Consider the following 12,519-nt stretch of genomic DNA (forward strand, 5'->3'; position numbering starts at 1 on the left):
CCACTATGTACACATCGGGCGCCAGCCAGGAAAGGACCATTGCATCGTGACTGAGACCCTGCCGCCGGCCGGCGACCGGATCGAGCCGGTCGACATCCAGCAGGAGATGCAAAGCTCCTACATCGATTACGCGATGAGCGTGATCGTCAGCCGCGCGCTCCCGGACGTGCGCGACGGCCTCAAGCCGGTGCACCGCCGCGTGCTGTACTCCATGTACGACACCGGTTTGCGCCCCGACCGCAGCTACGTCAAGTGCTCGCGCGTGGTCGGCGACGTCATGGGTAACTATCACCCCCACGGCGACTCGTCCATTTACGACACTCTGGTCCGCCTCGCCCAGCCGTGGTCGATGCGCTACCCGCTGGTCGACGGCCAGGGCAACTTCGGTTCCCCCGGCAACGATCCGGCCGCCGCGATGCGTTACTGCGTCGTAGCGGAGAGTAATGTCCGGCTCGCGGACGGCACCACGCGGCAGATCGGCGACATCGTCCCGAACGCCAAGCCGAACAGCGACAACCCGATCGACCTCAAGGTCCTGGACCAGCACGGCAACCCGGTCCACGCGTCCATGCTGTTCCACTCGGGCGACCACGAGACCCTCAAGGTCACCACCCGCGAGGGTTACGAGCTGACGGGGACCCGCAACCACCCGGTGCTGTGCCTGGTGAATGTGCTGGGTGTACCGACGCTGCTGTGGAAGCTGCTGGAGGAGATCGCGCCAGGCGACCGAGTCGTCATGCAGCGGATCGCGCAGGCGGAGGACACCTCCACCCTGGTTCGCGACTATGCGGCGGCGATTCTGGCAGGAGCGTTCGTCAGCGAAGGCTACGTCTCAGAGAACCGTGCTGGGTTCAACAATCTGGATGAGAGCTACTTCCGTTTCGTGCTCGATGCCTACGACGAAGTCGTCGGCGGCGCGCGGTACGTCTCGTCGAGGGTGATCGCTTCCGGGTCGCTGCTCCACGAGCTGGACATCCACAACCTGACCCATCTGCGCGCGTCAGTCCTCGCGGACATGATCGGCGTGCGCAGCGTGGACAAGCACGTTCCGGACTTCATCTGGCGCAGCGGGGTCACCTTGAAGCGGGCGTTCCTCAGCTCGCTGTTCACCGGAGACGGCTCCTGCTCGGCGCTTCCGCGTAACACCGTTCAGATCTCCTACTCGACGCGCAGCGCTCGCCTGGCGGGTGACGTCCAGCAACTCCTGCTGGAGTTCGGCGTCGTCAGCAAGCAGGTCAGCTACCCCGACGGCGAGTTCAAGGTGGTCATCACCAACCGCCGGGATGCCCGCCTTTTCGCCGTCAATGTCGGGTTCCTGCAGGCGAAGCAGGAGAAGCTGGTCGCGATCCTCGACGCCATCCCGGCCGACAGCAGGGCGATGTCGAGTGACCACGTCCCGTTCGTCGCCGACTTCATCCGTGCGAACGGCGCCACTCGGTGGACCGAGCGGGACTGGCTGCGGCGCAACAACGTAGACCGGATCGGCCGGTGGGAGACCCGCCGCGACGAGATTTCCGAGCGGATCACCAACACCGAGGTGCTCGACGTCGTTGAGCCGTTGGTGGACGGGCGCTTCTACTACGCCGAAGTGAAGTCGATCGTGGACGCCGGGGTGCGCCCCGTGTTCAGTCTGCGCGTCGACACTGACGACCACGCCTTCATCACCAACGGTTTCGTCAGCCACAACACCGAGGCCCGGCTCACGCCGCTGGCCATGGAGATGCTGCGCGACATCGGCGAGGACACCGTCGACTTCGTGCCGAACTACGACGGCAAGACCGAAGAGCCGGTCGTCGTCCCGTCGCGCATCCCGAACCTGCTTGTCAACGGCGGCAGCGGTATCGCCGTCGGCATGGCGACGAACATCCCGCCGCACAACCTGCGTGAGGTCGCGCAGGGTGTGTTCTGGGCGCTGGACAACCCGGAAGCGTCCGAGGACGAGACGCTCGCCGCGCTGCTGACCAGGATCAAGGGCCCGGACTTCCCGACCAACGCGCTCATCCTTGGCACGCAAGGCATCGAGGACGCCTACCGCACCGGCCGCGGCTCGATCCGCATGCGCGCGGTCGTCGAGGTCGAGGAGGACGCGCGCGGCCGCACGATCCTCGTCGTCACGGAGTTGCCCTACCAGGTCAACCCGGACAACCTGATCGAGAACATGGCGCAGCTCGTGCGCGACGGGAAGCTCACCGGCATCTCCGAGATCGCCGACGAGTCGAACAAGCGCAGCGGCCAGCGCATCGTCATCGGCCTCAAGCGCGACGCCGTGGCGAAGGTCGTGCTGAACAACCTCTACAAGCACACCCAGCTGCAGCACAATTTCGGCGTCAACATGCTCGCCCTGGTCGACGGCGTGCCGCGCACGCTGCGCCTCGACCAGATCATCCGGCACTACGTGAAGCACCAGGTCGAGGTCATCGTCCGGCGCACGAAGTACCGGCTGCGCAAGGCCGAGGAGCGCGCCCACATCCTGCGCGGCTACGCCAAGGCCCTCGACATGCTCGATGAGGTCATCGCGCTGATCCGCCGCTCGCCATCGGCCGACGAGGCCAAGAGCGGGCTGATCACGCTGCTCGACGTCGACGAGATCCAGGCCACCGCGATCCTCGAACTGCAGCTGCGCCGCCTCGCGGCCCTGGAGCGGCAGAAGATCCTCGACGAGCTGGCTGAGATCGAGCGCACCATCGCCGACCTCGAAGCCATCCTCGCCGACCCGGCCCGCCAGCGGCGGATCATCCGCGACGAGCTCTCCGAGATCGTCGACAAGCACGGCGACGACCGCCGCACCCGCATCCTGCCGTTCGACGGCGAGGTGTCGGTGGAGGACCTGATCGCCGTCGAGGACGTCGTCGTCACGATCACCCGCACCGGCTACGCGAAGCGCACCAAGACCGACCTGTACCGCGCGCAGAAACGCGGCGGCAAGGGCGTGCAGGGCGCGGCGCTCAAACAGGACGACATCGTGGCGCACTTCTTCGTGTGCTCCACCCACGACTGGATCCTGTTCTTCACCAACAAGGGCCGCGTCTACCGCGCGAAGGCCTACGAGCTGCCCGAGGCGAACCGCGCGGCGCGCGGCCAGCACGTGGCCAACCTGCTCGCCTTCCAGCCCGACGAGCAGATCGCCCAGGTCATCGAGATCAAGGACTACGAGGTCGCGCCGTACCTGGTGCTCGCGACCCGCGACGGCCTGGTCAAGAAGTCCAAGCTGAGCGACTTCGACAGCAACCGCGCGGGCGGCCTCATCGGCATCAACCTGCGCGAGGACGACGAACTCGTCGGCGCGGTCCTGTGCTCGGCCGACGACGACCTGCTGCTGGTGTCCGCGGGCGGCCAGTCCATCCGCTTCCACGCCAGCGACGAGGCACTGCGCCCGATGGGCCGGGCCACCTCCGGCGTCCTCGGTATGCGCTTCAACGCGGGCGACGAACTGCTGACGCTCGGCGTCGTGCGCGAGGACGTGTTCGTTTTGGTGGCCACCGACGGCGGGTACGCCAAGAGGACGCCGATCGAGGACTACTCGGTGCAGGGCCGCGGCGGCAAGGGCGTGCTGACCATCCAGCACGACTCGCGTCGTGGCAGGCTGGTCGGTGCGGTGATCGTCGACATCGACGACGAGCTGTACGCGATCACCTCGGCCGGTGGTGTGATCCGCACCACGGCGGCCGAGGTACGCAAGGCTGGCAGGCAGACCAAGGGCGTCCGTTTGATGAACCTGGGTGAAGGGACCACCCTGGTAGCCATCGCACGAAGCGCGGAGGACGTCGCCGACCCCGACGGGGCCGAGGACGACCAGACCGCGACGCCGACCGACCAAGAGTGAACGCGCAGACGTAGGGGATTCCGCTCGTGACACCACCCGACAAGCCGGAGAACACCGGACCGGAGCCGACCGACGCCGACGCGACGGTGGCGACGAGCCAACCCGAGACTGCCGAGGTGGCCGCCCCGGATCCCGACCAGAACGCCACGGCGGCGACGACCTCGGTCACCCCGCCGCCGTGGCAGCGCGTCACAGCCGACGAGGCCTACGGCGACACCACGGTCAACCTGCCCAAGGACGGCGACGTCACCCAGGCACTGCCCGTCAACGGCTTCGCCGAGACGACGCAGGCCACGGAACACCCGGTGGTGACGGGAACCGCGGCGTCGCGGCTGTTCGGGAACCTGGAGCCCGAGTCGCCCGCCCGCACCGCGGTCCACCTTGACCCGCCAGCGAGCGTGCGCACCACCCCGCCGCCCAGCGCCCTGCGCAGGCCCGGCCGCGGCCCGCGGCGGGCGAACCTGCAGATCAAGCGCTTCGACCCGTGGTCGGTGCTGAAACTGTCCCTGGTTCTGGGGGTCGCCCTGTTCTTCGTGTGGCTGGTCGCAGTCGGCGCCCTCTACGCGGTACTCGACGGCATGGGCGTCTGGGACAAGCTCAACGGCATCTCCAGCGAACTCCTCAACGCCAACGCCGAGGGCGGCTCCGGCGGCCCACTGATCAGCGCGGGCCGGGTGTTCGGCATCGCCGCGATCATCGGCGCGATCAACATCGTGCTGTTCAGCGCCCTGGCGACCGTCGGCGCGTTCATCTACAACGTGTCCGCGGATCTGGCCGGTGGCCTCGAGGTCACGCTGGCGGAACGCGAGTAGGGATACCGATTTGGGCGGGCTGAGAGGGGTGTTGTAACCTTCTCAACGTTCCCAGGGCCTGTGGCTCAGGCGGTTAGAGCACTTCACTGATAATGAAGGGGTCGGAGGTTCAAGTCCTCCCAGGCCCACCCTTGGAACCCAGGCCCGGTACGCATCGCGTACCGGGCCTGAGTCTTATTCGCCGGTGAGTTCGGCCAGTTGCTCAGCGGCGGTGCGGTTGCCACCGTCCGCGAGCCGACGGAGTTCGGCCAAGTCCTCGCGCTCGGTGGCCACCTCGATGAGCTGGTCGGCGGCGTCGGAGTAGCCCGCGTCCGCGAGCCTGCGCAACTCCGCCATGTCACCCAGTTCACCAGCGAGCTCGATCAACTCGTCGACCGCGTCACGGTCGCCAGCGGCCTCCCTGGCCCGCAGGGCCGCCATGTCGGAATCACTCATGCGGGGCCACCTCTCCTGGTCAACCCCACTGTACGAGCGCACAGGGCGAACGAAGGTCAACCCGCCGTCTGTGGCAGACTGATGAGGCGTAGGTAAACCCGATGTGCCTAAGGAGGCATAGGACGTGAAGAAGCTTCTCGCGCTCGCCGCTATCGCTGGTGGCGTCCTCCTGGTCGTGCGTCGCAAGAGCTCGGCCAAGGCCGAAGCCGACCTGTGGCGCGAAGCCACCACGCCCGCCGCCAACAACGGCGCCAAGAAGGCCTGACAGCTTCCCGGCGCGGACAAGTTCCGCGACGGTTCGGGGACGTAGCTCAATTGGCAGAGCACTGCCTTTGCAAGGCAGGGGTTAGGGGTTCGATTCCCCTCGTCTCCACGGACTCGGGCGACCCGTGTCTGCGGAATGCGCAGACCTGGTCGTCCGTCCTTGTTCTGGGGGGCGACCCCCCAGACCCCCACGGTGCGAGCGGTGGCCATTCCGGCCGTGCCCGGTGTCCGTAGGCGGAACCTGCCGCGACCCCGGGGCCTTCTCTCTTTCCTTGCGTTCTTCCCATCTTGCTCTCCTTGCTCTCCCTAGCTTTGCTCGGTGGGGCGGATGTTCCACGTGGAACATGGCGGGTGTGGTCGGGTGGTGACTGTCTGGTTGACTGGCGCGGCTATGAAACGACTTGGGATCTTTGTGGCTGGGCTTTTGGTGCTCAGTGGGTGCACGGTTAAGGCTGTGCCGTCGTCGACCACGCCCGATCAGACGGTGGGTGGGGTTAGTTCGGTGCCGTCGCCGGTTAGTACGGCTGTGGTGGCCCCGGCTGTGCCGGAGGCGGTGGCGGATGGGCCGTGTCCGTACCTCGAGAGTGGCGACGTGGCTGAGGCCAACGGGCAGCGGGTCACGAAGGTGCGGATCTCGGCGGACAAGCCGCATCCGGCGTGTTTCTTCTACCGGCCCGACGGCAGTGTGCAGTTGACCGTGCGGATCTACGCAGGGGAGCCCGCGGTGGCCAAGGCGATCGTCGACGAGGCCGCACCCGTGGCGACGTCCGATCCGGCCAAGTCACCCCAGGGGTGGAAGGGCGGGTCCCTTTCGGGTGAAAAGGGGGCCGTCTACGCCGTGGCAAAGGAAGGGACCGCCGTGGTGGTCACGACCAACCAGGCGCAGACCATCAAGGCTCGGCGGATCGTTGAGGCCGTGGTCGGGAAGCTGGGGCTCTAGAACACGCGAAAAGGGGTGGCCCGGAGGCCACCCCTTTCGGCGAACTGACTAGTTCTTCTCGGTGCTGATCGGCTCGACCGGCTTGGTCTGGCCGTTGCGCTCGGCCGATTCCGCCTTCTCCGCGGGACGCGGGGCGGGGACCGGCTCGGGCTTCGGGGTCACCGGCGCGGGTGTGCTCTCCTGGGTGCGGTTGCGCAGCACCACGGCCGCCGCGGCGCCAGCCGCGGCGAGCAGGATCAGCAGGGGCCACTTGCGGCGGCCTCGGCCTTCCTTCGCCGATTCCTTCGCCGCTGCCTTGGCGGCCTTGATCTGGTCGCGCAGCTCGCTCTTGTATGCCTTTACCTGCGGCTTCAGGTCCTTCTTCAGCTGCTTGGCGTTGGCGACGACCGGCTTGGAAATCAGCTCCGCGCGGGCTTCGGCCAGGCCCTTGCCCGCCTTCTTCGCCGCCTTCGCCAACTGCTTGCGGGCGCGGCGGGTCGTCTCGGCCATCTCGTCGCGCGCGACGTGAGCCGACTCGGTGAGCGCCTCGGCCACCTGGTGCGGCGCGACGCCCTTCGCGGCCAGCTTCTGTTCGGCGGCCTGGGCCGCCTCACCGGCGCGGGCGGCACCCTGGCGCACCGCGCGCCAGCCGGTGCCGACGGCCTTACCCACCGTCTCTCCGGCCCGGGTCATGGTCTTCACCTCGTTCGTCAATGGACTCGTCCGACTACTCAATCCTGCCCCTTCCCGACAGATCCCGCCGAAGATGGCACGATGGGGCGGTGGCAGACAGCAACGCATCCCTCGTTGGGACGAAGGTCAAGGCCATCCTGCACACCTCGCAGGGTGACATCCGGTTGACGCTTTTCCCCGACCACGCACCCAAGACGGTGGCCAACTTCGTTGGCCTCGCCGAAGGCACCAAGGACTACACCCAGAAGAACGCCCAGGGCGGGGCCAGCGGCCCCTTCTACGACGGGTCGATCTTCCACCGGGTGATCGACGGCTTCATGCTCCAGGGCGGTGACCCGACCGGCACCGGCCGCGGCGGCCCCGGCTACGAGTTCGCCGACGAGTTCCACCCGGAGCTGCAGTTCAACAAGCCCTACCTGCTGGCCATGGCCAACGCGGGGGCCAACACGAACGGCTCGCAGTTCTTCATCACGGTGGGCCCGACGACCTGGCTGAACTTCAAGCACACCATCTTCGGCGAGGTCGCCGACCAGGACTCGCGCACGGTCGTCGACACGATCGGCCACCTCGCGACCGGGCCGAACGACAAGCCGCTGACCGACGTCGTCATCGAAAAGGTCACCATCGAGCGCGAGGGCTGAGTGTCCACGCCGCAAGAACCGATCGGCACGCAGGCGGGCCTGCCCGCCTGCGTGCGCCATCCTGGCCGACCGACCGGGCTGCGCTGCACCCGATGCGACCGGCCTGCCTGCCCGGAGTGCCTGGTCGAGGCCGCGGTTGGCTTCCAGTGCGTCGACTGCGTGCGCCAAGGCACGCGCGAGGTGCGCCGCCCGACGACGGTCGCGGGCGCCGAGGTGTCCGACAAGGTCGTGCTGGTGCCCGCGCTCATCGCGGTCAACGTCGCGATGTTCGTCATCACCGTCGCGCTCGCCCAGGACCTGTTCAACAACGAACGCTCCGACTTCTTCCAGGCGCTCGTCTCCTACATCCCCTCGACCGCCGACGGCCAGTGGTGGCGGCCCATCACCAGCGGGTTCCTGCACTACGGCCCGGTGCACCTGTTGCTCAACATGGTGTCGCTGTGGTTCCTGCGCGACATCGAGCTGCTGCTCGGCCGGGCCAGGTTCGCGATCCTGTACTTCCTGTCGATGCTCGGCGGCGACGCGGCGGGCTACCTGTTCGACGACCTCGGCACCCGCAGCGCGGGCGCGTCCGGCGCGGTCTACGGGCTGTTGGGCGCGCTGCTCGTCGCGGTCATCCGACTCAAGCGCGACCGGCACACGCTGATGGTCGTGCTCGGCATCCTTGCCATCAACATCGCCTTCAGCCTGCGGGTCCCGAACATCTCGCTGTCGGCCCACCTCGGCGGCCTCGCGGTCGGGCTGATCGTGACGGCGGCGCTGATCTACGCCCCCGCCGCGCGCCGGACGCTGTGGCAGGGCGTGGTGATCGGTGTGATCGTCGTGGCGCTGGCCGCGATCTTCGTGACCAGGACGGTGCAGGTCAACGAAGAGGTCTTCTGCACGAACGCGACGAAGCTGGACTGCTACTTCAAGGTCTAGGTGCGCAGCTTGACCAGGGCGTCGGCCACATCCCGCGGGTCGACGCCCAGGTCGAGCATGCCGAGCACCACCAGGTCGGGGTTCTCGGCGTTCTCCGCGTCGATCTCAAGGGCGACACTCTCGCGGCCGAACCGGCGCGTGTGGGTCACCCGGACGTTGACCTCCGCCCACGTCCAGCGGCGCGTGCTCCCCAGACCGCGAACGGTCACGCCCGTGTTGTCCGCGGCGAGCCGCGGGCGGGCCACGGTGCCGAACAAAGCCGCCAAACCCAAGGTCAGGGCCGCGATACCCAGCAGGATCGCGCCCCGGACGTCGTCCAGCAGCACAGCGGTGAACGTGGCCAACGCAGCCAGCCCCCAGGCCACGCCGACAGCGGCGGGCTTGGGGGCCCAGGTCATGACCTCATCGTTAAGCACAGTTATCCACAGTAGTTATCCACACTGGGGATGACTTACATCCATGTGGTTCAGTCCTGTGGGCTGAATGGATGTATCGCCCGGAACACGACCAGGTGACGAGGTGCGACTCAGCGTGCGTGGTCAGCGCCACCGCATCGTCATCAGCAGGCCCGCGATCATCAGGGCGAAGCCGATGGCGAAGTTCCAGTTGCCGAGGTCGGCCATGAAGCCGATCTTCGGGCCCGCGATGTAGTTGACGACCAGCCACGCGAGGCCGATCAGCATCACGCCGAGCATCACCGCGACGTAAATGGGGTGGGACGGTCCGGCCGACTTGACCTTAACCGGCGTGCGGCGATCGGCCGGCGCGGTGTAGACGTCCTTCTTGCGGACCTTGGACTTGGGCATGCTGTCCTCGCCTGACGTGGAGCGTTGGGTGCGGTGGCCGGCATGGGCGCAACCCCCGCCGGTGCAACACGTTAACGTAGCTGAGCACGTCGCCGAATCACCAGTCGCCAACGATCTGAACTTCGGCTGCTCGACAGCGTTCGCCAGTTACGCGGAAGGAGCCGTCGTGAGCACGGTCGACACAGGCGGCCGACCTGTGGAATCCCCAGGTCAGAGCCCCAACCCAGGTGATTCCGACCGGGTTCGGGCGGTTGTGCGCGGGCTCGGCGAGCTGCTCATCACCGCCGGACTCGTCGTCCTGCTTTTCGTGGTCTACGAGGTTTACGTCACCGACCTGATGTCCGCGGGCAAGCAGCGCGAGGCCACCGCCGCCCTCGAGAACACCTGGAACACCCCCGAGCAGGGTGAACAGGAGCGGGTCGAGCATTTCGACGGCCTGACCGAGGGCAAGGGCTTCGCGAAGATGTACGTCCCCGTGCTGGGGGCGGACTACTCGTTCACGATCCTCGAGGGCACGACGGAGAAGACCCTGGAGATCGGCCCCGGCCACTATCCGACCACGGCGTACCCAGGTCAGCCCGGCAATTTCGCCGTCGCCGGGCACCGGGTCGGCAAGGGCGCCCCGTTCAACGACATCGACCTGCTGAACTCGTGCGACGCGATCGTCGTCGAGACGCGGTTCAGCTGGTTCGTCTACCGGGTGCTGCCGAAGAAGGAAGAGGTCGGCGCCTGGTCGACCGGCAAGGCCGCCGACCCGCGCTGCGCGGGGGTCGCCCCGCTGGGCGCGCCGTACAACGAGGTCGTCGGCCAGGAGATCGTCAGCCCGAAGAACAGCGCGCCGATCGCGCCGATCCCGGGCATGCCGGGCGCGGAGACCAGCGTCGGCGAGCAGGTCACACTGATGACGCTGACGACGTGCCACCCCAGGTTCTCCGACCGCGAGCGGCTCATCGTGCACGCGGTCATGGTCAAGCAGTGGGCGAAGGACCCGGCGCACGCCGACGTGCGGCCGCCCGAGTTGAAGGAGACGGCCTGATGTACGGGTGGATCTGGCGGCACCTGCCCGGCCCGACCGCGGTGCGCGCGATCACCGCGCTGCTGCTGGTCGCGGGCGTCGTCGCGCTGTTGATGTTCATCGTGTTCCCGTGGCTGGAGCCGAAGCTGCCGTTCAACCAGGTCACGACCGAATAGCCGCCCGCCCGGCCAGCCCGATGGCCAGCACCCCGGCGCCGACCAGCACGGACACGATCGGCAGTGTCAGCGCGAGGACGACGCACCCGGTGAACCCGGCGACGTTGAGCCACCGCGGCCACCGTCGTTCGGTTGCGGGCTGCCGGAACGCGCTGGCGTTGGTCACGGCGTAGTAGACGAGCACCCCGAACGACGAGAACCCGACGACCCCGCGCAGGTCGACGAGCAGGACCAGGGCGATGACGGTCGCGCCGACGGCCAACTCGGCGCGGCGGGGCACGTGGAAGCGCTGGTCGACGGCGGCCAGCGGCGGCGGCAGGTCGCGGTTGCCCGCCATCGCCATGACCGTGCGGCCGATCCCGGTGATGAGGGCGAGCAGCGCGCCCAGGCTCGCGGCGGCGGCGCCGATCCGCACAGCGATGGTCAGGCCGGGGTAGCCCGCGACGGTCAGCAGGTCGGCCATAGGGACGCGCGACGACGCCAGGCGGTCCGAACCGAGCACCAGAAGGAGCGCCACCCCGACCGCGAGGTAGAGCGCCACGGCGCCGCCCAGCGCGGCCAGGATCGCCCGGGGGATCGTGCGGGCGGGATCACGCACCTCGCCGCTGAGCGTGGCGATCCGGGCGTACCCGGCGAAGGCGAAGAACAGCAGGCCCGCTGCCTGGAGCATGCCGAGCGGCCCGTGCGGGAACCATGGGCCCGCCGGCGCCGCCACACTGGGCGCGGCGAGCGCCACGGTGCCGACCAGGACCACGAGCACGACCGCGAGCAAGGCTTTCGTGAGCGCGGCGGTGCGGGTGATGCCGAAGCAGTTGACCGCGGTCAGCACCGCGACGGCCGCGACCGCCACCGGCCGCTCATAGCCCGGCGCGGCGTACGCGGCGAAGGTCAGCGCCATCGCCGCGCAGCTCGCGGTCTTGCCGACGACGAACCCCCAGCCCGCCAGGAACCCCCACCACGGCCCGAGCACCTCCCGGCCGAACAGGTAGGTGCCGCCGGACGCGGGGTAGGTGGCGGCGAGCTGCGCGGACGCCGTGGCGTTGCAGTAGGCCACGAAACCGGCGATGACCAGGGCGATCAGCACCCCGTTGCCCGCGCTCGCCGCCGCGGGGGCGAACACGGCGAACACGCCGGCGCCCAGCATCGAGCCCAGCCCGATGGCCGTCGCGTCCACTGTCCCCAACCGCCGCGCCACAGTCGTCACACGGCGAATGCTGTCACCTCTCGGTTAACCGCAGGGCGAGCCGGGGGCAGAGCTTGACGGCTCGCTCGTGGGCCGTTATTTCCCGGTCGTCCATGACCAGGGCAAACCGGTAAATTGGCCGCCATGCGCGTTCTGGTGGTCGACAACTACGACAGCTTCGTCTACAACCTGGTCCAGTACCTGGCCCAGCTCGGCGCCGACTGCGAGGTCTGGCGCAACGACGCGGCCGAGCTGTCCGCGCCCGACGCGCTGCGTGGATTCGACGCGGTGCTGGTCAGCCCGGGTCCGAGCACCCCGGAGCGCGCCGGCCTGAGCATCGACGTGGTCAAGCGCTGCGCCGACGCGCGGCTGCCCGTGCTCGGCGTGTGCCTCGGCCACCAGGCCATCGGCGTGGCGTGGGGCGCCACCGTCGACCGCGCCCCCGAACTGCTGCACGGCAAGACCAGCCAGGTCACCCACACCGGCCAGGGCGTGCTCGCCGGGCTGCCCAACCCGTTCACCGCGACCCGCTACCACTCGCTGACCGTGCTCCCCGAGACCATCCCCGCCGAGTTCGAGGTCACCGGCCGCACCGACACCGGCATCGTGATGGCCATGCGCCACCGCGAGCTGCCGGTCGAAGGCGTGCAGTTCCACCCCGAGTCCGTGCTCACCGACGGCGGCCACCGGATGCTCGCCAACTGGCTGGCCACCGCGGGCTTCGAGGTTCCCGAGCAGCGCGTGGCGGAGTTGGAACGCGGTATGCGCGAGCTCACCCAGGCACTGGCGTAAACGCGAATCGGCCCTCCCGGAACGTTCCGGGAGGGCCGA

The 12,519-nt window shown here is 68.5% G+C and carries 14 protein-coding genes and 2 tRNA genes; 11 read left to right on the forward strand and 5 right to left on the reverse strand.

Translation table 11 applies throughout. The annotated features are described in order from the left end of the window. Nucleotides 1-46: 46 nt before the first annotated feature. The 3 genes from gyrA to ACSHT8_RS23235 all read left to right on the forward strand — a co-directional run bounded on the left by gyrA (nucleotide 47) and on the right by ACSHT8_RS23235 (nucleotide 4,763). A complete protein-coding gene (gyrA, locus tag ACSHT8_RS23225; RefSeq protein ID WP_436493014.1) occupies nucleotides 47-3,823 on the forward strand; it encodes an intein-containing DNA gyrase subunit A in 3,777 nt (1,258 codons plus the stop codon). 26 nt (nucleotides 3,824-3,849) lie between these two features. Further along, entirely contained in the window at nucleotides 3,850-4,635 is a 786-nt protein-coding gene (locus ACSHT8_RS23230; RefSeq protein WP_436493015.1) for a DUF3566 domain-containing protein, read from the forward strand. A gap of 54 nt (nucleotides 4,636-4,689) precedes the next feature. Further along, nucleotides 4,690-4,763: transfer RNA gene (locus ACSHT8_RS23235), tRNA-Ile, on the forward strand. 46 nt (nucleotides 4,764-4,809) lie between these two features. Here ACSHT8_RS23235 and ACSHT8_RS23240 read toward each other — a convergent pair. Continuing rightward, nucleotides 4,810-5,070, reverse strand: coding sequence for a hypothetical protein (locus tag ACSHT8_RS23240; RefSeq protein ID WP_436493016.1), 261 nt, complete (start codon nucleotides 5,068-5,070; stop codon nucleotides 4,810-4,812). A 124-nt stretch (nucleotides 5,071-5,194) separates the two neighbouring features. Here ACSHT8_RS23240 and ACSHT8_RS23245 point away from each other — a divergent pair, with 124 nt between their 5' ends. The 3 genes from ACSHT8_RS23245 to ACSHT8_RS23255 all read left to right on the forward strand — a co-directional run bounded on the left by ACSHT8_RS23245 (nucleotide 5,195) and on the right by ACSHT8_RS23255 (nucleotide 6,274). After that, nucleotides 5,195-5,335 (forward strand): DLW-39 family protein, encoded by a 141-nt coding sequence (locus ACSHT8_RS23245; protein WP_436493017.1) that lies wholly within the window; start codon nucleotides 5,195-5,197, stop codon nucleotides 5,333-5,335. A gap of 35 nt (nucleotides 5,336-5,370) precedes the next feature. Beyond that, nucleotides 5,371-5,443, forward strand: a tRNA-Ala gene (locus tag ACSHT8_RS23250). 282 nt (nucleotides 5,444-5,725) lie between these two features. Then, a complete protein-coding gene (locus tag ACSHT8_RS23255; protein ID WP_436502153.1) occupies nucleotides 5,726-6,274 on the forward strand; it encodes a DUF2020 domain-containing protein in 549 nt (182 codons plus the stop codon). A 48-nt stretch (nucleotides 6,275-6,322) separates the two neighbouring features. On the opposite strand, the gene ACSHT8_RS23260 is transcribed toward ACSHT8_RS23255, so the two are convergent. Then, nucleotides 6,323-6,946, reverse strand: coding sequence for a hypothetical protein (locus tag ACSHT8_RS23260; RefSeq protein WP_436493018.1), 624 nt, complete (start codon nucleotides 6,944-6,946; stop codon nucleotides 6,323-6,325). 89 nt (nucleotides 6,947-7,035) lie between these two features. Here ACSHT8_RS23260 and ACSHT8_RS23265 point away from each other — a divergent pair, with 89 nt between their 5' ends. Then, nucleotides 7,036-7,587, forward strand: coding sequence for a peptidylprolyl isomerase (locus ACSHT8_RS23265; protein WP_436493019.1), 552 nt, complete (start codon nucleotides 7,036-7,038; stop codon nucleotides 7,585-7,587). Next, on the forward strand, nucleotides 7,588-8,508 hold the full coding sequence (locus ACSHT8_RS23270; RefSeq protein ID WP_436493020.1) for a rhomboid family intramembrane serine protease: 921 nt from the start codon (nucleotides 7,588-7,590) through the stop codon (nucleotides 8,506-8,508). On the opposite strand, the gene ACSHT8_RS23275 is transcribed toward ACSHT8_RS23270, so the two are convergent. Both ACSHT8_RS23275 and crgA read right to left on the reverse strand, forming a co-directional pair. Continuing rightward, a complete protein-coding gene (locus tag ACSHT8_RS23275) occupies nucleotides 8,505-8,906 on the reverse strand; it encodes a PH domain-containing protein (RefSeq protein WP_436493021.1) in 402 nt (133 codons plus the stop codon). The two genes, ACSHT8_RS23270 and ACSHT8_RS23275, sit on opposite strands and share 4 nt — an antisense overlap. Nucleotides 8,907-9,047: 141 nt before the next feature. Further along, a complete protein-coding gene (crgA, locus tag ACSHT8_RS23280; protein ID WP_436493022.1) occupies nucleotides 9,048-9,314 on the reverse strand; it encodes a cell division protein CrgA in 267 nt (88 codons plus the stop codon). A gap of 166 nt (nucleotides 9,315-9,480) precedes the next feature. On the opposite strand from crgA, the gene ACSHT8_RS23285 reads away from it, so the two are divergent. Both ACSHT8_RS23285 and ACSHT8_RS23290 read left to right on the forward strand, forming a co-directional pair. Beyond that, the gene (locus ACSHT8_RS23285) at nucleotides 9,481-10,350 is read left to right on the forward strand and encodes a class E sortase (protein WP_436493023.1); all 870 of its coding nucleotides are present in this window, start codon (nucleotides 9,481-9,483) and stop codon (nucleotides 10,348-10,350) included. Next, nucleotides 10,350-10,505 carry a hypothetical protein gene (locus tag ACSHT8_RS23290; protein ID WP_436493024.1) on the forward strand — a complete coding sequence of 52 codons (156 nt, stop codon included), beginning with the start codon at nucleotides 10,350-10,352 and terminating at the stop codon, nucleotides 10,503-10,505. Before ACSHT8_RS23285 ends, ACSHT8_RS23290 begins: the two co-directional genes overlap by 1 nt. Here the strand turns inward: ACSHT8_RS23290 and ACSHT8_RS23295 are convergent. Further along, nucleotides 10,492-11,709, reverse strand: coding sequence for an APC family permease (locus ACSHT8_RS23295; protein WP_436493025.1), 1,218 nt, complete (start codon nucleotides 11,707-11,709; stop codon nucleotides 10,492-10,494). The genes ACSHT8_RS23290 and ACSHT8_RS23295 overlap by 14 nt on opposite strands. A 123-nt stretch (nucleotides 11,710-11,832) precedes the next feature. Here ACSHT8_RS23295 and ACSHT8_RS23300 point away from each other — a divergent pair, with 123 nt between their 5' ends. Then, entirely contained in the window at nucleotides 11,833-12,480 is a 648-nt protein-coding gene (locus ACSHT8_RS23300) for an aminodeoxychorismate/anthranilate synthase component II (RefSeq protein ID WP_436493026.1), read from the forward strand. The last annotated feature ends 39 nt before the right edge of the window (nucleotides 12,481-12,519 follow it).

This window comes from Actinokineospora sp. HUAS TT18 (genome assembly GCF_051364635.1).
Classification (GTDB): domain Bacteria; phylum Actinomycetota; class Actinomycetes; order Mycobacteriales; family Pseudonocardiaceae; genus Actinokineospora.